Below are 20,582 nucleotides of genomic sequence, written 5' to 3'. Positions count from 1 at the left end.
CGGCATTGATGCAAACCCGTCTGCCACAAAGAGTAACGACTACAGGTTGTATTGCTCTTTGTAGGCTTTGAGCACCTTGAGTCGCTCACGCTTGAGCGCCTCGCCCAGCTCCGGGCCTTTGAAACCTTTCTCCAGCAAGGGCGCCACCGGTACTTCGCGAGCGGCCTTGGCTGCGCCGCGTAAATAATCCGCCTGTGGATAACTTCTCTGCTCCAGGCCCTTGCGGCCCCGGGCGTCCATTTCGCAACTCACCACAAACTCTTCAAAGCGCTGCGGCCGGCGATACACGTCAAAACTTTGCAGCAACTCCAGCAGCGTCGAGGCTTTCAGCTCCAGCGCACGGTGGCCGTGGGTGTGGTATTGGCCGACCAGCAGGGCCAGTTCCTGGCAATCCTTCGGCACCTTGAAGCGTTCATTGACCGCCTTGATCAGCTTCAAGCCCGTGTGTTCGTGGGCAATATGCTGCGGCAACTTATCCACAGGCGTCAGGCCTTTGCCCAGGTCGTGCAGCAGGCAGGCCCAGCGCACGGTCAGCGGCTGCTGATGCAAGGCGGCTTGCTCGAGCACGCTAAGGGTATGGATGCCGGTGTCGATTTCCGGGTGATGAGCCTCGGGTTGTGGCACGCCAAACAGTGCATTCACTTCGGGCATCAGGGTTTTCAGCGCGTTGCAGTCGCGCAGTACCTGAATAAACACCTGCGGCTGATCCTCCATCAGCGCCCTGGAAATTTCTTTCCAACTGCGCTCCGGGGTCAAGGCTTGCAGTTCGCCAGACTCGCTGAGTTGGCGCATCAGTTCCAGGGTTTGCGGGGCGACGGTAAAATTCAAGCGAGCGTAACGCGCAGCAAAGCGTGCAACACGCAGCACTCGCAGGGGATCTTCGGCGAACGCGGGAGAAACGTGACGCAGAATCCGTGCTTCAAGGTCGCTCTGGCCACCATAGGGATCGGTCAGGTTGCCGTCATCATCCTCGGCCATGGCGTTGATGGTCAGGTCACGGCGAATCAGGTCTTCTTCCAGCGTGACCTCGGGGCTTGCGTGAAACACAAAGCCGCCATAACCCCGGCCACTCTTGCGTTCGGTGCGGGCGAGGGCGTATTCGTCGCCGTTCTTTGGGTCCAGGAATACCGGGAAGTCAGCACCGACTGGCTTGTAGCCTTTAGCGAGCATTTCTTCAGTGGTCGCACCGACCACGACGCGGTCGATGTCGGTGACCTTGAGGCCGAGCAGGCGATCACGCACCGCACCGCCGACTGTGTAGATTTTCATGAAAAAGCCTCCATTAGCGGCACAGGATACCGCCTGAGCCGGACCAATGGAGGCTTTGCTGTTTCAGAGATGTACGACGGCCAGGTCCAGGCGGCCGTAGTCGTTATCGTTGTGGTCGGTGCGTGGCGGCACGTGGTGGGTTTTCATCACCTGATCGCCCTGCAGGGTTTCCAGGTGAATGTCGAAGCCCCACAGCCGGTGCAGGTGTTTGAGCACTTCCTCGGTGGACTCGCCCAAAGGTTTGCGGTCGTGCTGCTGGTGACGCAAGGTCAGCGAACGGTCGCCGCGCACATCAATGCTGTAGATCTGCACGTTTGGCTCACGGTTGCCCAGGTTGTACTGCGCTGCCAGGGTTTCACGGATGGTGCGGTAGCCGGGCTCATCGTGGATGGCAGGCACCACCAGATCATCCTTGAGGTCGTCATCGAGAATGCTGAACAGCTTCAGGTCGCGAATCACCTGAGGTGACAGGTACTGCAGGATGAAACTCTCATCCTTGAAGCTGCTCATGGCGAACTTGATGGTCGACAACCAGTCGCTGCCGGCGATTTCCGGGAACCAGCGGCGGTCTTCTTCGGTGGGGTGTTCACACATGCGCCGGATGTCCCGGTACATGGCAAAGCCCAGCGCGTAGGGGTTGATGCCGCTGTAATACGGGCTGTCAAAACCGGGCTGGAACACCACGCTGGTATGGGAGGTGAGGAACTCCATCATGAAACCGTCGGTGACCAGGCCTTCGTCGTACAGGTCATTCATCAAGGTGTAGTGCCAGAACGTTGCCCAGCCTTCGTTCATCACCTGGGTTTGGCGCTGTGGATAAAAATACTGGGCGATCTTGCGCACAATGCGCACGATTTCTCGCTGCCACGGCTCCAGCAACGGCGCGTGTTTTTCCAGGAAATACAGGATGTTTTCCTGAGGTTCGGCGGGGAAGCGAGCATTGTCCTTGTCGCTGTTTTTGCCGGCCTTTTTAGGAATCGTGCGCCACAGGTCGTTGATCTGCTTTTGCAGGTGCTCCTCACGCTCCTTCTGGCGCAGGCGTTCTTCCTCGGCGGAAATCGGATACGGGCGTTTGTAACGGTCGACGCCGTAGTTCATCAGCGCGTGGCAAGAGTCGAGCAAGTCCTCTACCGCATCGATGCCATGGCGTTCCTCGCATTGCATGATGTACTGCTTGGCGAACACCAGGTAATCGATGATCGAGCTGGCATCGGTCCAGGTGCGGAACAGGTAGTTGCCCTTGAAAAAACTGTTATGCCCGTAGCACGCGTGGGCCACCACCAGCGCCTGCATGCAGATGGTGTTTTCTTCCATCAGGTAGGCGATGCACGGGTCGGAGTTGATCACGATCTCGTAGGCCAGGCCCATCTGCCCACGGGTGTAGGACTTCTCGGTGCTGAGGAAGTGTTTGCCATAGGACCAATGGTGGTAGCCCAAGGGCATGCCGACCGAGGCGTAGGCATCCATCATCTGCTCGGCGGTGATCACTTCGATCTGGTTGGGGTAAGTGTCCAGGGCATAACCCGCCGCGATGCGGCTGATTTCCCGGTCATAGGCCTGGATCAGTTCAAAGGTCCACTCGGAGCCGGTGGAAATGGGTTGGCGCTTATGCTCTTTTTTGGCGGTCATGTCACTAACCTGCGCTGGAAGAGTTCACGGAAGACCGGGTAGATATCGCCGGCCGAGACCAGTTGCTGCTGGGCGAACGTATCGGCAAAGGCTTCGCCGATGCGCTCGTATTCGAACCACAGTGCCTGGTGCTCACGAGGGGTAATTTCAACGTAGGTGTAGTACTGCACGAACGGCATGATCTGGTTGATCAGGATATCGCGGCAGATCGGCGAGTCATCGTTCCAGTTATCGCCGTCGGAGGCTTGCGCGGCGTAGATGTTCCACTCATTGGCAGGGTAGCGCTCGGCCATGATCTCCTGCATCAGCTTCAAGGCGCTGGACACAATGGTGCCGCCGGTTTCCCGCGAGTAGAAGAACTCTTCTTCGTCCACTTCCCGGGCGCTGGTGTGATGGCGGATGAACACCACGTCGATCTTGTCGTAGTTACGCTTCAGGAACAGGTACAGCAGGATGAAAAAGCGCTTGGCAATGTCCTTGGTGGCCTGGGTCATGGAGCCGGACACGTCCATCAGGCAGAACATCACCGCCTTGGAGCTGGGGTTGGGTTGTTTCACCAGCAAGTTGTATTTGAGGTCGAAGGTGTCGAGGAACGGCACGCGGTGAATACGCGCGCTGAGTTTCTCGATTTCCGCCTCGATTTGCTGGATATCGCCGAAGTTATCCGGCTCTTCGCGCTTTAAGCGCGCCAGTTCTTCCTTGGCTTCCTTCAGTTTGGCGCGGCTGCTACCGGACAGTGCGATACGGCGTGCATGGGCCGAGCGCAGCGTGCGAATGATATTGATGCGGGACGGGTTGCCCTCGTTACTGATCCCTGCGCGCACGGTCTTGAAGGTGTCGGTGCCGGTCAGGTTGCGTTTGACCAGGTTAGGCAATTCCAGGTCTTCAAACATGAATTCCAGGAATTCTTCCTGGGTGATCTGGAACACGAACTCGTCCATGCCCTCGCCGGAATTGCCGGCTTTGCCGGGGCCTTTACCGCCACCACCGCCTTGGGGGCGCTGGATATGCTCGCCGGTGGTGAACTCCTTGTTGCCGGGGTGCACGACGGTCTGTTTGCCGCCCCGGCCGTGGTGCAGCACCGGTTCGTCGATGTCGCGTCCAGGAATGCTGATTTGCTCGCCATGCTCCATGTCAGTAATGGAGCGGCGGCTGACGGCCTCTTCAACGGCCTTTTTGATGTGGTCACGGTAACGCCGCAGGAAACGCTGACGGTTTACCGTGCTCTTGTTCTTGCCATTGAGGCGTCGGTCGATCACATAGCTCATGGGGAGCCCTCCGGGCAGCTTCACGTTACAAGCTTCAAGCCGCGAGCTGGAAGCTTAGAGACAAGCGGTCGGCTGCCGGGCCAGAAGCCCGGCAGCACGCGCCTGTCGCTGCCTTACTGTGATTTACGCACCCGCAGGTACCACTCGGAAAGCAGGCGTACCTGTTTGTCGGTGTAGCCGCGTTCGACCATGCGCGTAACAAAGTCGTTGTGTTTTTGCTGGTCCTCCTTGCTGGCCTTGGCGTTGAAGCTGATAACCGGCAGCAGGTCCTCGGTGTTGGAGAACATTTTTTTCTCGATGACCACCCGCAGCTTCTCGTAGCTGAGCCAGGTAGGGTTCTTGCCGTTGTTGTTGGCACGGGCGCGCAGCACGAAGTTGACGATTTCGTTGCGGAAATCCTTCGGATTGCTGATGCCGGCCGGTTTTTCGATCTTCTCCAGTTCCTCGTTGAGGGCCACGCGGTTGAGGATCTCGCCGGTTTCCGGGTCGCGGTATTCCTGGTCCTGAATCCAGAAGTCGGCGTACAGCACGTAGCGGTCAAAGATGTTCTGGCCGTACTCGCTGTAGGACTCCAGGTATGCAGTCTGGATTTCCTTGCCGATGAACTCGATGTAGCGCGGCGCCAGGTATTCCTTGAGGAAGCGCAGGTAACGTTCGCGGGTTTCGGCCTGGAATTGCTCCTGTTCGATCTGCTGTTCCAGCACATAGAGCAGATGCACCGGGTTGGCGGCGATCTCGTGCGGGTCGAAGTTAAAGACCTTGGAGAGGATCTTGAACGCGAAACGGGTGGAAAGGCCGTTCATGCCCTCATCCACGCCCGCCGTGTCGCGATATTCCTGGATCGACTTGGCTTTGGGGTCGGTGTCCTTGAGGTTTTCGCCGTCGTACACGCGCATTTTCGAGTAGATGTTCGAGTTTTCCGGCTCCTTGAGGCGCGAGAGCACGGTGAATTGCGCAAGCATCTTCAGGGTGTCAGGCGCGCAATGGGCCTTGGCCAGGGAGCTGTTGAACAGCAGCTTGTCGTAAATCTTGATTTCATCACTGACCCGCAGGCAGTACGGCACCTTGACGATGTAGATCCGGTCGATGAAGGCTTCGTTGTTCTTGTTGTTGCGGAAGGTATGCCATTCCGATTCGTTGGAGTGAGCCAGCAGGATCCCGGTGAACGGAATCGCGCCCAGACCTTCGGTACTGTTGTAGTTGCCTTCCTGGGTGGCGGTAAGCAGTGGGTGCAGCACCTTGATCGGCGCCTTGAACATTTCCACGAACTCCATCAGGCCCTGGTTGGCCCGGCACAGTGCGCCCGAGTAGCTGTAGGCGTCGGCGTCGTTCTGTGGGAACTCCTCGAGTTTGCGGATATCGACCTTGCCCACCAGCGCCGAGATGTCCTGGTTGTTCTCGTCACCTGGCTCGGTCTTGGCCACGCCGATCTGGTTGAGGATCGACGGGTAGAGTTTCACCACGCGGAACTGGCTGATGTCGCCGCCAAACTCCGACAGCCGTTTGGTGGCCCACGGCGACATGATGGTATTGAGGTAGCGGCGTGGGATGCCGAAGTCTTCTTCGAGGATCGCGCCATCTTCCGTGGCGTTGAACAACCCCAAAGGCGACTCGAACACCGGCGAGCCCTTGATGGCGTAGAAGGGCACCTTCTCGATCAGTTGTTTGAGCTTTTCCGCCAGGGACGACTTACCGCCGCCGACCGGGCCGAGCAGGTAGAGGATCTGTTTCTTCTCTTCCAGGCCTTGGGCGGCGTGGCGGAAGTAGGAGACGATCTGGTCGATGCATTCTTCCATGCCGTGGAAGTCTTCAAAGGCCGGGTAGCGCCGGATCACCTTGTTGGAGAATATTCGCGACAGGCGCGAATTGTTCGAGGTGTCTACCAGCTCCGGCTCACCAATCGCCAGCAGCAGGCGTTCGGCGGCAGATGCGTAGGTGCTGCGGTCCTTTTTGCACAGCTCGAGATACTCCTGCAGGGTGAGTTCTTCCTGCTGGGTGGACTCGAAGCGTTGTTGGAAGTGGCTAAAGATACTCATGACGTCGTCACCTCGCTCGATACGTGGAGCCGACGCCGGATCAATCAGTCGATGCTGGCAGCCATTGGCGATCGCCACTGGCTGTTTTCCCCCCAGAACACCCTGAAACGCTACCGATGACCCGCACGCCGGTGTACCGGCTCTCCCCTGATTCGGATGGCCTGCGCTTAAGGATAGTTCGGAATCCGGGAGGTCAAGGCGCGATGCGCAATTAGTTTGGCTGCGCCGTTCGTCAGAAACGGCGCAAGCCCAAGCGTCACGCGGGGTGGCGGGGTGTGAAAAAAATTATTGCGAATTGTCGGAGGCAATTTCTGCAGGATAGGTCGTACGCCACAGCTCGAAGCCACCGTCCAGGCTATAGACGTCGGAGAAGCCCTGGCTGATCAGATAGGCCGCTGCGCTCTGGCTGGAATTGCCGTGGTAGCAGGCCACGATCACCGGTGCATCGAGGTCGGCGGCACGGATGAAGTCTTGGATGTTGTGGTTGTCCAGATGCTGCGCGCCGCTGATGTGGCCTGCTGCATAGGTCGGCTGGTCGCGGATGTCGACCACCACGGCGCCTTGCTCGCGCAGGGCCTGGGCTTGTTCGGGAGGGATACGTTTGAATTCGCTCATGGCGGGCTCCTAGGGCTTGGCGCCCGGCAGTGTTACAGAAGGGGGAGGTTCACACTGGCAGCTCAGGCGCTCGCCGGTGTCGATGTTCATCAGGGTCATGGCGCCGCCCCACACGCAACCGGTGTCGAGGGCGAACACGCCAGGTTCTTCGCATTTGCCTTCCAGGGCCGCCCAGTGACCGAAGATGATCTTCATGTCACGGGTCTTGCGTTCCTTGTGGGCAAACCATGGCTTATAACCGGGCAGCGCAGTGTCGGCGCCTTCCTTGCTCTTGAGGTCCAGCTTGCCTTCGGCGGTGCAGAAGCGCATGCGTGTGAAGTAGTTGGTGATCACGCGCAGGCGGGCCACGCCGGTGAGGTCATTGTCCCACTTGACCGGCTCGTTGCCGTACATGCCGTCGAGGTAGGCGGTGTACAGGTTGTCATCGGCCAGGGCGCTTTCGACTTCGGCGGCGCCCTTGAGGGCTTTCTTCAGCGTCCATTGGGGCGGGATGCCGGCATGCACCAAGGCCATGTTGCGGCCTTCGTCGTAATGCATGAGCTTTTGGCGGCGCAGCCAGTCCAGTAATTCAGTCCTGTCCGGCGCTTCCAGGATCTCGCGCAGGGTGTCGCCTTTTTTCAGGCGTTCGATGTTATTGCCGGCCGCCAGCAGGTGCAGGTCATGGTTGCCCAGCACGCACACCAATGAATCGCGCATCTTATAAAGAAAGCGCAGGGTCTCCAGGGACTCGGGGCCGCGATTGACCAGGTCGCCGACCAGCCACAAGCGGTCGCTCGCCGGGTTGAAGGCTACGCGCTCCAGCAGGCATTTGAGGGGTTCCAGGCAGCCTTGCAGGTCACCGACTGCGTACGTCGTCATCAGTGCAGGGCTCCGGGCACTGCGAGGCGAAACGGCGCGATGATGGCGTCGAACAGTTTTCCGTCGGTGGCTTTCATCTGATACGAGCCCTGCATGGTGCCGACTTTGGAGGTCATCACCGTGCCGCTGCTGTAAGTATGGCTGGCGCCGATGTCGATCAACGGCTGCTGACCAACCACGCCGGCACCACGCACTTCCTCGACCTGGCCGTCGCCATCGGTAATTACCCAGTGGCGCGACAGCAGTTTGGCCGGCACCTGCCCGTTGTTCTTCACCGTGATGGTGTAGGCGAAGGCATAACGGTCGTGTTCAGGTTGCGATTGGTCCGCGAGGAAGCGGGTGACGACGCTGACGTCGATCTGGTAGCGAGGATCGGACATGCAAGAGGCCTTAAGAGCAAAAGCGGAGGACAGCAGATGCGGATCAGTCTAGGCCATGAGCGGGGCACTAGGCCAGACATGTGTCGGGCAGGCGGCAAGCGCTATCGGTATAACGCGGAGCAACTGTGGGGGCGGGCTTACTCGCGAATGCAGTGTGTCAGTCACTGAATGTGTCACTGATGCACCGCCATCGCGGGCAAGCCCGCTCCCACAGTTGTATCGAGTTACAGCTTATTCCACGGTCGGCGCAGGCTGGATCGCAAGCTGATCAGCCAGACGCACAAACGCGGCCAGGTCCAGTTGCTCGGGGCGCAGGCCACCGTCGACACCGGCGGCTTCGATCTCGGCGTTGCTCAGCAGCGCCTTGAGCGTGTTGCGCAGGGTCTTGCGGCGTTGGTTGAACGCTTCGCGTACCACGCGCTCCAGCAACTTGTGGTCCTTGGCCGGATGCGGCAGCACCGCGTGCGGCACCAGGCGCACGATGGCCGAGTCGACCTTCGGCGGCGGGTTGAAGGCGCCAGGGCCGACGTTGAACAGGTGCTCTACGCGGCAATGGTACTGAACCATGATCGACAGACGGCCCCAATCACCACCGCCTGGGCCTGCGGCCAAACGCTCAACCACTTCTTTTTGCAGCATGAAGTGCATGTCGCGGATGATCCCGGCATTGTTCAGCAGGTGAAAAATCAGCGGCGTAGAGATGTTGTACGGCAGGTTGCCGACCACCCGCAGGCTGTTGGGCGCGGCGTTGAGGCTGTTGAAGTCAAACTTCAGCGCATCGCCCTGGTGCAGGTTGAAGTTGGGCATACCGGCGAACTGCTGGTTGAGGATCGGGATCAGGTCCTTGTCCAACTCCACCACGTCCAACTGGCCGCCACTGTTGAGCAGGCCTTGGGTCAATGCGCCCTGGCCCGGGCCGATTTCCAGCAAGCGGTCTTCTGGCTTGGCATGGATGGAACGCAGAATACGGTCGATCACGCCAGCGTCGTGCAGGAAGTTTTGCCCGAAGCGCTTGCGCGCCCGGTGTTGGTAATGCTCAGTCATATACGGGTCTCGGCCATCTGATAGGCGGTTTCCAGGGCCACGTGCAGGCTGCCGGTATCGATCTTGCCGCTGCCCGCCAGGTCCAGGGCAGTGCCATGGTCGACGGAGGTGCGGATGATCGGCAGGCCCAGTGTCACGTTGACTGCGGCGCCGAAGCCTTTGTACTTCAGCACGGGCAGCCCTTGGTCGTGGTACATCGCCAGCACTGCGTCGCAGTGCTCCAGATATTTGGGGGTAAACAGAGTGTCTGCAGGCAATGGGCCGCGCAGGTCCATGCCTTCTTGGCGCAGACGCTCTAATGTCGGTTCAATGATGTCGATTTCTTCATGGCCCAAATGACCGCCTTCACCGGCATGCGGGTTGAGCCCACAAACCAGGATGCGTGGTTGGGCAATGCCGAATTTCTGTTGCAGGTCGGTGTGCAGGATGCGTGTAACGCGCTCCACACGCTCGGCAGTGATGGCGTCGGCGATATCGCGCAACGGCAAGTGCGTGGTCACCAGCGCTACCCGAAGGCCGCGAGTGGCCAGCATCATCACCACTTGTTCGGTATGGGTTAGTTCGGCGAGGAATTCGGTATGGCCGGAAAAGGCAATGCCGGACTCGTTGATCACGCCCTTGTGCACCGGGGCGGTGATCATACCGGCGAAGTCGCCGTCGATGCAGCCTTGGCCTGCGCGTGTCAGGGTTTCCAGCACAAACGCGGCATTGGCCTTGTTCAGTCGCCCGGCAACCACCTTGGCTGCCAGCGGGGTGTCCCACACATACAGGCTACCGGCCGGGGCGGGCAGGTCGGGCCAGTTGCCCGGCGCCACGTCCAGCAAGGTGACAGCCACACCCAGCTGCGCGGCCCGCTCAAGGAGCAGGTCGCGACTGGTAATGGCAATCAGGGGGTGTGGCTGAGGGTGCGAGGCGAGCAGCAGGCACAGGTCTGGACCAATGCCGGCCGGCTCGCCGGGTGTTACCGCGAAACGCTGGGGTTTCACTGTGCTGCCTGGTCGGTGCCTGTTTGCTCGGCGCCTGGCAGCTTGTTCTCTACGTAGGCTTCGTCACGGATCTGACGCAACCAGGTTTGCAGCTCTTCGTCGTACTTGCGGTTACGCAGCACGGTCAGGGCTTGTTGCTCGCGGGCCTGGGTGGTGTTGTCGGTGGCGCGGCGGCCAAGGACTTCCAGGACGTGCCAGCCATATTGGGTCTTGAACGGCTTGGACAGAACGCCTTGCGGGGTCTTGGCCATGACGTCCTGGAACTCCGGCACCAGCGCTTTCGGATCGATCCAGTTCAGGTCGCCACCGTTGAGGGCGGAACCCGGGTCTTCCGAGAAGCTCTTGGCCAGGGTGGCGAAGTCTTCACCGCCTTCGATGCGGTCATAGATCTTCTGGGCCAGCTCCTTGGTTTGCGCCTCGGTACGGATTTCGCTTGGTTTGACCAGGATGTGACGAACATGCACTTCGTCTTTCAGCGAGGTCTCGCCGCCGCGTTTGCCGAGCAACTTGAGGATGATGAAGCCGCCTGGCGTACGCGCTGGCTGGGTGATTTCACCCACATTCATGGCGCTCAGCTCACGGTCGAACGGAGGTGGCAGTTGCGCGGCTTTACGCCAGCCCATGTCACCGCCGTCCAAGGCGTTGTCGCTGCCGGACATGGCAATGGCCGTTTGGGCAAAGTCAGCACCGGCTTTCAGGCGATCATAGATAGCCTGGGTTTTCGCCGCAGCGGCATTGAGCTGCTCGGAGCTGGCGCTGTCTGGGGTTGGAACCAGGATATTGGCCAGGTGCAGTTCTTCGGAGAGCTGCATCTTGCCGAGGTCCGAGGCCAGGAAGTTCTTCACTTCCTGCTCAGACACCTGAACGCGCTCCGCTACACGGCGCTGACGCACACGGCTGATGATCATTTCACGCTTGATCTGGTCACGGGCGTCTTCATAAGACAAACCATCGTGGGCCAGGGCAGCCTTGAACTGGTCAATGCTCATGTTATTGCGCTGAGCGATGGTGCCGACGGCCTGGTTCAGTTCTTCGTCCGAAATACGGATGCCGGAGCGCTCGCCGATCTGCAGTTGCAGGTTTTCGACGATCAGGCGCTCAAGTACCTGTGGGTCCAGCACGCTGGTAGGCGGTACGCCGCCGCCACGCTTGGCGATGGTTTGCTGAACTTCCTTGACCCGTTGGTCGAGTTGGCTCTGCATGATCACGTCGTTATCGACGATGGCCACTACCTTGTCCAGCTGTTGAACCGCAGCGTGTGCCGATGCGGCCCCCAGGAACAGCGCGCCCAGCACTAGCGGGCGCAAGCAATCAGAAAGCTTGGTCTTCACGTTCACGATAACCTTCAATGCCTTTGTCGAGGAAGCTCTCTACCTTGGCGCCGGTCAGGCCGCCGAGTCCTTTGAGGACGATCTGGAAGAAGAGCCCGTGGTCACCCTTTTCGTTAAGCGGGGCGATCTGGCTGTATTCGTCGTTGGAAACCCAGTAACGGTTGATGACGCGCAGTTTCCAGCAGCAGTTGTCGTACTCGAAACCACCGAAGGCTTCCAGGGTACGGTTGCGGGCATAGTCATACTGCCAGCGGGTGATCAGGTTCCACTGCGGAATGATCGGCCACATCATCGAGAAGTCGTGTTGCTGGATTTTGTAGTAATCCTTCACGAAGTTCGCATCGCCTGGTTGCCCGTAGTCACCACCGAACTGCCATTTGCCGGTCAGCTGGTTGTAGACAACCTGGTCGTTACGATAGCGATAACCGACGTTGATGATCTTGTTCGGGTTGTCTTCCGGCTGGTAGTGAAGCATTGCACTGCCGGAGCGGGTGCTATGTTCTTCGGTGTCCCAGTTGAAGTCGGCTGTCGCGCGCCAATCGCGGTTGTAGCGGTATTCGTATTCCAGGGCAACAGGCGACACGTCGGACTGTGCGTCGGAGCGGTCGGAAGCAAGGACACCCGGCAATTGAACCTGGCGATCCTTGAAGTACACCGCCTGACCCACGGACACGCGCTGACGTTCGAAGCCGTTGTCTTCAATCCAGCGGCTGGTCACGCCCAGGGACAGCTTGTTCTCATCGCCAATCCGGTCAGTGCCGCTGAAGCGGTTGTCGCGGAACAGCGAGGAGTAGCTGAACGAGTATTCACTGGTGTCGAATACCGGGATATCGCTCTGGTCCTTGTTAGGCACATAGAGGTAAAACGCGCGCGGTTCCAAAGTCTGGCGATAGTCTTTGCCGAACCAGTTGGTATTGCGGTCGAAATACAAGCCGCTGTCGATACTGGCGATCGGGACTGCGCGGTCTTGGGAGCTTTTGAAGACACCGCCCGCGTAGGGATTAGCTGCGGTAGCGTTCGTTTGTGCAACAACGATATCGTTTTTGCCCTTGCCATCAAGGTCAAGATCGTACTTGGTGTAGACGTACTTGAGTTTCGGCTTAATAAAGCCGTAGGTCCAGTTCATCGGGTATTCGACGGCCGGTGCTGCGTTCAGGCGAGTACCGTTGGCGCGGGTTAGGCCATTGACATATTCGTCTAGGCGCTTCTCGCCTAGAGTGCCATCCGGATTAACTGGGCCGCCATTCTCGTCTAGAACGTTGCCGCTTCTGAGATCGCGATCAAATCGAACTGCTTCAGTCTCGTAGGTAAAGTTAACCCCACCCGGATGATACGGCAGCGTCCCGTTGAAGGTGAGCTGCGGCAGCCTGTCATACGGAGTGATTTGGGAGATCGTCGCCAGTTGGTAGGCCTGCACGTTCAGCCGAGCCTGGAAACTGTCACCGCGATAGGCCACTGAACCCTGCTGGTTGACGAAGTCCTGAGTCTTGATACCTTCCTGATAGGACTTCAAGTCTTGGTAGTAAAAAGGATCGCTGATCTTGGTGTAGTCGACCTGGGTCGACACCCGCGAATCCAACCCACCTTTATGCTGCCAATTGAGCATGTAACGGGTTTTTTCGTAATCAGTTTGTTTCTTACGCTCGTCGCTGTCGTCGTTCAGGTACGCGCCACCGAACTGGCCCTCGCTGGATTTGGTGAGGTAGCGGAATTCGCCTTCCATCAACAAACCGCGCTTGGTCATGTATTGCGGGTACAACGTGGCGTCATAGTTTGGCGCCAGGTTGAAGTAGTACGGCGTGACCAGTGTGAAGCCGGTTTCGCTGCCGGTGCTGAAGCTTGGCGGCAGGAAGCCGGATTGACGACGGTCGTCGATCGGGAAGTAGATGTACGGGGTGTAGAGGATCGGGATGTTCTTGATCCGCAACGTCGCGTTGGTGGCCGTACCGAAACCGGTGGCCGGGTTCAACGTGATGTTGTTGCCCTTGAGCTGCCAGGCGTTGCTGTCCGGCTCGCAGGTGGTGTACGTACCGTCCTTGAGACGGATGATCGCGTTTTCGGCACGCTTGGCGTACAGGGCGTTACCGCGAATGCGCGACTTGTGCAGCACGTATTCGGCATTGTCGATCTGGGCCGCGCCGGTATCGAGCTGGACCTCGGCGTGGTCGCCGACGATCAGGGCGCCGTTGTCGCGCAGACGCACATCGCCGTTCAGCTCGCCACGGTTCTCGGCTTGGTACAGGCTGGCTTCCTGAGCCTCCATCTGCATGCTGCCCTGGCGCATGACGACGTCACCGGCCAGGGTCGCAACCTGCTGTTCCTGCTCGTAACGAGACACCTTGGCACCGATGAAGGTCGGCGAATCGCTTTTGTCCGTCTTGTCGTTCATGCCAGGACGGGTCGGCTCGATGTACGCGCCGGAGCAATACGGGCCGGTCTCAGCCAGTTGGGCTGCGGTCAGCTTGTCGCGAGGCACCCAGTCCAGGTGGCTGTAGTCGGCACTGCGCGAACGCAGGCCACGGCCCTTGGACTCGGTGACCAGGGTGGTCTTCGGCTCGGCCGCAGCGGTGCCGCCAGCATCGGCTTGCGCCGTGCTGCCAGCGGCGCTGACGGCTGCACCGTCGTGCACCGGGCGCGGTGGTAACGGGGCTGCGGCGGTTTTTGGCGCGCAATCCCAGGCACCCGAAGCAGAGACTGAGCAGTCATACTGTTCCGCGGCGACCACGAATGAGGTGGCGAAAGGTTGCATGGCCAGCAGACTGCCGGTTACCAGCAACGGAAATTTTCTACGAAACGCGGGGGATTTCAATGCCATCTTATTAGTCCGGGCTTCCTGCGTGCCATCTGCCCGCGGTTTGGGCCGCACGCCTCTCGATGGTCTGAAAAAGATGCGTGATAATAAAGCATGACCCGCTTGACGGCTAGCGCCGTCGGAGACCCTTGTAATGCCCGAGCAAGATCTACGTTTACAACAGCTGAAAGTTTGGCTGGATGAGCAGTTGCCGATCCTTTTCAACGCTCAGGACTGGGGTGTCGTACCTCCGGCCACATTGACCGCGGCCAGCAGCGACGCGAGTTTCAGGCGTTATTTCCGGTGGGAGGGCGGCGGTCGCACGTTCGTCGTCATGGACGCTCCACCGCCCCAGGAAAACTGCAAACCTTTCGTCGATATCGCTGATTTACTCGCGAAATCGGGAATAAATGTGCCAAAAATTTATGCAGAAGATTTGCCGCGCGGCTTTCTTTTGCTCAATGACCTGGGCAGAAAAACCTATCTGGACGTGATTGACGCGCAAAACGCCGATCAATTGTTTGCCGATGCCATCGACGCGTTGCTGGCTTTTCAGCAATTGCCGATGGACGCGCCGCTGCCCAGCTATGACGTGGCCTTGTTGCGCCGTGAGCTGGAATTGTTTCCGGAGTGGTACGTGCGCCGGCATTTGGGTATCGAATTCGACACCCGGCAGCAGGCCTTATGGCAACGCGTCAGCGATCACCTGATCGACAGTGCCCTGGCCCAGCCCAAAGTGCTGGTGCATCGCGACTATATGCCGCGCAACCTGATGATCAGCGCGCCGAACCCCGGCGTGCTGGACTTCCAGGACGCGGTCTACGGCCCGGTCACCTATGACATCACCTGCTTGTTCAAGGATGCGTTCCTCAGCTGGCCCAAGGCGCGTGTGCAGGCGTGGCAACGCGGCTACTGGGAGCGTGCCACCGCGTTGGGCATCCCGGTGCAGGCGGATTTCAACGAGTTCCTGCGGGCCAGTGACCTGATGGGCGTGCAGCGTCACCTCAAGGTCATCGGCATTTTTGCGCGCATCTGCCATCGCGATGGCAAGCCACGCTACCTGGCCGATGTGCCGCGTTTCTTTGCTTATATAGAAGCGGTACTGGCCGACCGGCCGGAGCTGGACGAGTTGGGCGAGCTGCTCGCCAGCCTGCGTGAACCAACCGAGGCGGGCGTATGAAGGCGATGATCCTGGCAGCAGGCAAAGGTGAGCGGATGCGCCCGCTCACGTTGCACACGCCCAAACCACTGGTGCAGGCGGGCGGCAAGCGTTTGATCGAGTATCACCTTGAAGCGCTGGCCAAGGCCGGCTTCACCGATATCGTGATCAACCATGCCTGGCTCGGCCAGCAGATTGAAAGCTACCTGGGCGATGGTGCGCAGTTTGGCTTGCGCATTCAATATTCAGCCGAGGGCGAGCCGCTGGAAACCGGTGGCGGAATTTTCCAGGCGCTGCCGTTGTTGGGCGACGAGCCTTTTCTGGTGGTCAATGGTGATATCTGGACCGACTACGACTTCAATCTCCTCAAGCAACCGCTCAAGGGCCTGGCTCACCTGGTGATGGTCGATAACCCGGCGCATCACCCTTCTGGCGGCGATTTCTACCTGGACGAAGGTCTGCTTCATGATGCCGCGCCCGGTGCCGATAACCTGACCTTCAGTGGCATTTCAGTTCTCGACCCGAAGTTGTTCGCGGGTTGCAGCGCCGGTGCCTTCAAACTGGCGCCGCTGTTGCGGGAGGCCATGGCCAAAGGTCTGGTAACGGGAGAGCACATGACAGGACGCTGGATTGATGTCGGCACGCTGGAGCGTCTGGCGCAGGTTGAAACCCTGCTGACTGCGGGGCAATAAGATGTTGTGGCCAGGGACACTGATCGGTGCCGGGGCTGGCTTTGCCATTGCCAGTATTCCGGGGGCCTTGTTGGGCGCATTGCTGGGGCAGGCACTGGATCGCCGCCTGCAGTTGCACAGCTGGGCGCAATTGCGCGAGCGCCTGGGCGGGCGCCCGGCGTTGCGCAACGACGAATTGCTGTTTGTTTTGTTGGGGCGCCTGGCCAAGAGTAATGGCCGGGTGGTGGAGGGGCATATTCAGCAGGCGCGCCAGGAGATGCGCTCGCTGGACATGAGCGAGCCGGCCCAGCGTCGGGCGATTACCGCGTTCAATCGTGGCAAGTCGGGATCCGACCGAGTGCGCAATTACCTGCGCGTACTCAAAGCCCAACCCCATGCGGCAGAAGGTGTATTGCGTGCATGCTGGCGCATGGCCTGGGCGGACGGCAGGGCCGATGACGCCGAGCGCGACCTGATTGACCTATGGGGCAAGTGGCTGGGGTGGACGCCGCAACAGCTGCAGGCGCTGGCGTCTGATTACGCCCCCGAACGCAAGCCATTAGCCAGTCGTGGCGGGGCGTATCAGGAGGCGTTGCGGATTCTGGGGGTGACGTCCACCAGCGAACCGGCGGCGATCAAACGTGCCTATCGCCGCCTGCTCAGCCGCCATCACCCGGACAAGATCGCCGGCAGTGGCGCGAGCCTGGCGCAAGTGCGTGAGGCCACCGAGCGCACCCGCGAGCTGCACAATGCTTATGCGTTGATTCGCGAACGGCGGGATTTCAGGTAGCCACCACCATTTGGAAGTGACAACCCAATCAGTGTGGGAGCTGGCTTGCCAGGCTGGATTAGTTGGAGGTCGGCTCCGGGCTCAACCACCCGCGAACCCGCCGATACAGCTGCTCTTGCTCAGCCGCACTGTTGCCCGGCAAGGTCTTGAGTGACACCTGTTTATAGCTGTCATTCTTCGCCCGCTTGGCGGCCTGCATGCGTTCCAGGGCGTTTTTGCGCTCTTGAGCGCCGTCCTGGTAATACACATCCGCCGTCGGCACCTTCAGCGCCGGTGCCAGTTTTTGCAGGTCCGGCTGCCTGGCCGCTGGCGTCTTGCCATCCACCATCACCAACTTCTGCACTTGGGACGGCTGTTTCTCGCTCAGGTAGCGCGCAGCCCACCAGGCGCCGGTGCCGTGGCCGAGCAGTACCACACTGCGGGCGCTCTGGGTTTGGGCAAAGGCAACGGCGGCGTCAATGCGATCAAAGATGCGCTTGGCGTCGGTCTTGTCTTGTTCATCAGCACCAGGCACCACCGCCGGGTCAGTGCCTTCGGCTTCGGCGCTGGCGGCTTGTTCGATCGGTTTGGCGGCCGTGCTGCCGTCTTTGCTGCTGGTGTCGACGGCGGCTTTAGGTGGCTCCATGACCCGTGGCGGCAAGGTGTCGAGGTTCACATCCGGCAGCGACAAACTGAGGGTGCCCCAATTGGCATCGGGCAGCTTGCGCCGTAAGGGCGCGATTGCTTGCGGCCAGTCAGCACTTTCCCCTGCGCCCGGTACGATAATCACCACCCCTTCGGGCTCGGCGCTGTTGGCAGGTTTCCACAGCGCCAGAAATGAGTCGGTGCCGGCCTGCAACTGTTGTTGTTCCTGGCGTGGAAGTTGTCGCTCAAGGGCGTTGGCTTCTTCCTGGCTGCGCTCGGGCAGGGCTTGGCGTTCAGCCGGTTTTTCGGCGGTGGGCGCAGGCGCGTCGGCGGCTTGAACAGAAAAGGCGCTGGTAAATAGCAGCGATAGGCACAATGCTGGCAGTGCCGAACGGTGGGTAAAGGGCATCGTTAATTCCCGGCCAGAAGTGATTCCAGCAGCCTAATGGGTTGGTCAGTGTTTGTCAGTGATGTGAGACGTGGATCATGGGTTTTCGCTGTCTGCTGGTTATCGGCTGTGTGTGCTTTGCCTTGATGGCGAATGCCGCGCCTGCGCCTATCGCGCCGCAGGCGCAGCTCAATGCTCAGCAGCGTGAATGGCTGGCGCAGCACCCGCAGTTGCGCGTGGGCCTGGTATTGCAGGCACCGTACGCCCAATACGATCGGCGCCTGCAGCGCTTGTCCGGGGCGAATGTCGAGTTGATGCAATGGCTGGCCAAAGCGCTGAATATCGACCTGACCTGGCGCAATTTCCCCAGCCAGGAGCAACTGGAAGCTGCCGTGCGCGATGGCGAGGTGGATATCGCCCCGGGCCTGCAGCAAACCCCGGCCGGTTTGCGTTTGTGGTTATTCAGCGACCCTTACATGCGCGTGCCTCAGCATATCGTCGGCATTCGCGAGGGCGGCGGCGCGGTGGAGCTGGAAAAGCTTGACGAGCTGTCCCGCGTCGCCGTGCGCATGCCCAGCGCTGTCGCCGATTACCTGCGCAGCAATTATCCCAACCTCAACCTGCAAGGCGTCCCTTTGGAGCGTCAGGCCTTGCAATTGTTGGTGAGCCAGCAGGCGCGTTATGCCGTGGTGGATGAGGCGCAATTGAGCCGATTGTCCGGCGAGGCGGAGTTTGCCGGGCTGGCGGTGGTCGGCGATATCGGCCTGCCGCAATTGCTGCGTGTGGCCACGCGCCGTGAGTGGCCGGAACTGGCGAGCATCATGCAAAGTGCCTTGCGCGCGATACCCGCCCGCGACCTCGACCAATTGCACAGCCGCTGGCTGCAACCCAAATACCCACGGCTGACGGAATCGCCGGGCCTGTGGCAAAACCTCAGCCTGCTCTTGGCGATGTTCCTGCTCGCCAGCCTCGCCGTGGTGGTTTGGCAGCGCCGCCACCAGCGAGTGCTGGAACACAGCTTACTGGCCGCCCGAGAAGAAAGCGCCGCGCGTGCGGCCGGTGCCGAAGCGTTGCGGCTGACGCAGTTCTCCATCGATCAAAGTACGGTCGGCATTCTTTGGGTCAATTGGGACAGCCACGTGCGTTACGCCAACCGCGCCGCCGAGACCATGCTGGGCTACGCCGCGGGCGCGCTGATCGAGCGACCGCTGATCGATTTTGACCCGACCTTGAACATGGACCGCTGGCTCGACGTGTGGAAGCGTGCGCGCGCCAGCGAAGAAGGCCCGCAGACCTTCGCCGCCGATTGCGTGCGCGCTGACGGCAGCATCCTGCCGGCGGATGTGTCGTTGAGCTTCCTGCGCTTTGCCGAGGGCGAATACCTGGTGGTTTATCTCAACGACGTCACCGAGCGCCGTCGTTACGTGGCCGCCTTGCAGCAAAGCGAAACACAGCTGCGCGAGCTCTCTGCCCACCTTGAAACCGTGCGCGAAGAGGAAAAGGCGCGCATCGCCCGTGAAGTGCATGACGAGTTGGGTCAGATGCTCACGGTGCTCAAGCTGGAGACCTCGATGTGCGAGCTGGCCTATGCGCAATTGGACCCGGGCTTGACCGAGCGCCTGAACAGCATGAAACGCCTGATCGCCCAGCTGTTCCAGCTTGTCCGGGATGTGGCGACCGCGCTACGCCCGCCGATTCTCGACGCTGGCATCGCCTCGGCGATTGAATGGCAAGCCCGCCGCTTCGAAGCGCGCACGCACATTCCCTGTCTGGTACAAGTCCCGGATAACCTGCCGGCCCTCAGCGATGCCAAGGCAATTGGCCTGTTCCGCATCCTGCAGGAGGCGCTGACCAATGTGATGCGTCATGCCCAGGCGCATACTGTCGAACTGACCCTGACAGTGGAAAGCGCCGACTTGCGGCTGACCATCAGCGATGACGGCGTCGGTTTCGTCGAGAACCCCGGCCGCCCGGTATCCTTTGGCGTAGTCGGCATGCGTGAGCGGGTGCTGATGATGGGCGGGCAATTGAGCCTGCACAGCGAACTGGGGGAGGGCACCACCTTGAGTGTCACGGTGCCGTTGGATGCATAACGATAGGAGCAAGCCCCTGTGATTCGCGTATTGGTAGCCGAAGACCACACCATTGTTCGTGAAGGCATCAAGCAATTGATTGGCCTGGCCAAAGACCTGCTGGTGGTCGGCGAGGCCAGCAATGGCGAGCAGTTGCTGGAGACCTTGCGCCATATCGCCTGTGAGGTGGTGTTGCTGGATATCTCGATGCCGGGCGTGAATGGCCTGGAAGCGATTGCGCGCATCCGTGCATTGAGTAACCCGCCCGCGATTCTGGTGCTGTCGATGCACGATGAAGCGCAAATGGCTGCCCGCGCCCTGAAAGTCGGGGCGGCGGGGTATGCCACCAAGGACAGTGACCCGGCGCTGTTGCTGACGGCGATTCGCAAGGTGGCGTCGGGCGGGCGTTACATCGACCCGGACCTGGCGGACCGCATGGTCTTTGAGGTCGGCCTCACCGATACGCGGCCGTTGCACTCGTTACTGTCGGAGCGCGAGTTCTCAGTGTTCGAGCGCCTGGCCCAGGGCGCCAACGTCAATGACATCGCCCAGCAACTGGCGCTGAGCAGCAAGACCATCAGCACCCACAAGGCGCGGTTGATGCAAAAGCTCCATATCACCTCCCTGGCCGAACTGGTGAAGTACGCCATGGAACACAAACTCTTGTAACC

The 20,582-nt window shown here is 60.1% G+C and carries 17 protein-coding genes; 5 read left to right on the top strand and 12 right to left on the bottom strand.

What is annotated here, in order from left to right:
- Window positions 1–39: 39 nt before the first annotated feature.
- The 11 genes from HBO23_RS31630 to HBO23_RS31580 all read right to left on the bottom strand — a co-directional run bounded on the left by HBO23_RS31630 (window position 40) and on the right by HBO23_RS31580 (window position 14,231).
- Window positions 40–1,269 carry a multifunctional CCA addition/repair protein gene (locus tag HBO23_RS31630; protein ID WP_170040784.1) on the bottom strand — a complete coding sequence of 410 codons (1,230 nt, stop codon included), beginning with the start codon at window positions 1,267–1,269 and terminating at the stop codon, window positions 40–42.
- Window positions 1,270–1,332: 63 nt separating this feature from the next.
- Entirely contained in the window at window positions 1,333–2,898 is a 1,566-nt protein-coding gene (locus tag HBO23_RS31625) for a SpoVR family protein (RefSeq protein ID WP_017138056.1), read from the bottom strand.
- The gene (locus tag HBO23_RS31620; protein ID WP_017138057.1) at window positions 2,895–4,166 is read right to left on the bottom strand and encodes a YeaH/YhbH family protein; all 1,272 of its coding nucleotides are present in this window, start codon (window positions 4,164–4,166) and stop codon (window positions 2,895–2,897) included. Before HBO23_RS31620 ends, HBO23_RS31625 begins: the two co-directional genes overlap by 4 nt.
- Before the next feature lie 113 nt (window positions 4,167–4,279).
- Complete coding sequence (locus tag HBO23_RS31615) at window positions 4,280–6,202, bottom strand: PrkA family serine protein kinase (protein WP_026013778.1); 1,923 nt, start codon at window positions 6,200–6,202, stop codon at window positions 4,280–4,282.
- Window positions 6,203–6,487: 285 nt separating this feature from the next.
- The gene (gene glpE, locus HBO23_RS31610; RefSeq protein ID WP_017138059.1) at window positions 6,488–6,817 is read right to left on the bottom strand and encodes a thiosulfate sulfurtransferase GlpE; all 330 of its coding nucleotides are present in this window, start codon (window positions 6,815–6,817) and stop codon (window positions 6,488–6,490) included.
- 9 nt (window positions 6,818–6,826) lie between these two features.
- Entirely contained in the window at window positions 6,827–7,675 is an 849-nt protein-coding gene (locus tag HBO23_RS31605) for a symmetrical bis(5'-nucleosyl)-tetraphosphatase (protein WP_099550419.1), read from the bottom strand.
- On the bottom strand, window positions 7,675–8,055 hold the full coding sequence (apaG, locus tag HBO23_RS31600; protein ID WP_017138061.1) for a Co2+/Mg2+ efflux protein ApaG: 381 nt from the start codon (window positions 8,053–8,055) through the stop codon (window positions 7,675–7,677). The genes HBO23_RS31605 and apaG overlap by 1 nt, the downstream gene beginning before the upstream one ends.
- Window positions 8,056–8,286: 231 nt before the next feature.
- Window positions 8,287–9,099 carry a 16S rRNA (adenine(1518)-N(6)/adenine(1519)-N(6))-dimethyltransferase RsmA gene (gene rsmA / locus HBO23_RS31595; RefSeq protein ID WP_056857851.1) on the bottom strand — a complete coding sequence of 271 codons (813 nt, stop codon included), beginning with the start codon at window positions 9,097–9,099 and terminating at the stop codon, window positions 8,287–8,289.
- Window positions 9,096–10,085: a 4-hydroxythreonine-4-phosphate dehydrogenase PdxA gene (pdxA, locus tag HBO23_RS31590; protein ID WP_169987480.1), complete on the bottom strand. Its 990-nt coding sequence runs from the start codon at window positions 10,083–10,085 to the stop codon at window positions 9,096–9,098. Before pdxA ends, rsmA begins: the two co-directional genes overlap by 4 nt.
- Complete coding sequence (locus HBO23_RS31585) at window positions 10,082–11,422, bottom strand: peptidylprolyl isomerase (RefSeq protein WP_017138064.1); 1,341 nt, start codon at window positions 11,420–11,422, stop codon at window positions 10,082–10,084. The genes pdxA and HBO23_RS31585 overlap by 4 nt, the downstream gene beginning before the upstream one ends.
- A complete protein-coding gene (locus tag HBO23_RS31580) occupies window positions 11,397–14,231 on the bottom strand; it encodes an LPS-assembly protein LptD (protein WP_170040783.1) in 2,835 nt (944 codons plus the stop codon). Before HBO23_RS31580 ends, HBO23_RS31585 begins: the two co-directional genes overlap by 26 nt.
- A 130-nt stretch (window positions 14,232–14,361) precedes the next feature.
- Here HBO23_RS31580 and HBO23_RS31575 point away from each other — a divergent pair, with 130 nt between their 5' ends.
- From HBO23_RS31575 to HBO23_RS31565, 3 genes are read left to right on the top strand one after another with little or no spacing between them, the layout of a single operon-like run.
- The gene (locus HBO23_RS31575; RefSeq protein ID WP_170040782.1) at window positions 14,362–15,387 is read left to right on the top strand and encodes a phosphotransferase; all 1,026 of its coding nucleotides are present in this window, start codon (window positions 14,362–14,364) and stop codon (window positions 15,385–15,387) included.
- On the top strand, window positions 15,384–16,058 hold the full coding sequence (gene murU, locus HBO23_RS31570) for an N-acetylmuramate alpha-1-phosphate uridylyltransferase MurU (RefSeq protein ID WP_170040781.1): 675 nt from the start codon (window positions 15,384–15,386) through the stop codon (window positions 16,056–16,058). The genes HBO23_RS31575 and murU overlap by 4 nt, the downstream gene beginning before the upstream one ends.
- A 1-nt stretch (window position 16,059) precedes the next feature.
- On the top strand, window positions 16,060–16,827 hold the full coding sequence (locus tag HBO23_RS31565) for a TerB family tellurite resistance protein (RefSeq protein ID WP_017138068.1): 768 nt from the start codon (window positions 16,060–16,062) through the stop codon (window positions 16,825–16,827).
- A 58-nt stretch (window positions 16,828–16,885) separates the two neighbouring features.
- Here the strand turns inward: HBO23_RS31565 and HBO23_RS31560 are convergent, their stop codons facing one another.
- Entirely contained in the window at window positions 16,886–17,860 is a 975-nt protein-coding gene (locus tag HBO23_RS31560; protein WP_170040780.1) for an alpha/beta hydrolase family protein, read from the bottom strand.
- Between the two features lie 77 nt (window positions 17,861–17,937).
- Here HBO23_RS31560 and HBO23_RS31555 point away from each other — a divergent pair, with 77 nt between their 5' ends.
- Both HBO23_RS31555 and HBO23_RS31550 read left to right on the top strand, forming a co-directional pair.
- Complete coding sequence (locus HBO23_RS31555) at window positions 17,938–19,932, top strand: transporter substrate-binding domain-containing protein (protein WP_017138070.1); 1,995 nt, start codon at window positions 17,938–17,940, stop codon at window positions 19,930–19,932.
- Window positions 19,933–19,950: 18 nt separating this feature from the next.
- Complete coding sequence (locus tag HBO23_RS31550; protein ID WP_170040779.1) at window positions 19,951–20,580, top strand: response regulator transcription factor; 630 nt, start codon at window positions 19,951–19,953, stop codon at window positions 20,578–20,580.
- Window positions 20,581–20,582 lie beyond the last annotated feature (2 nt).

It is taken from the genome of Pseudomonas sp. WS 5532 (assembly GCF_012985445.1).
GTDB lineage: Bacteria > Pseudomonadota > Gammaproteobacteria > Pseudomonadales > Pseudomonadaceae > Aquipseudomonas > Aquipseudomonas edaphica.
This window is presented reverse-complemented; position numbering and strand designations above follow the sequence as displayed.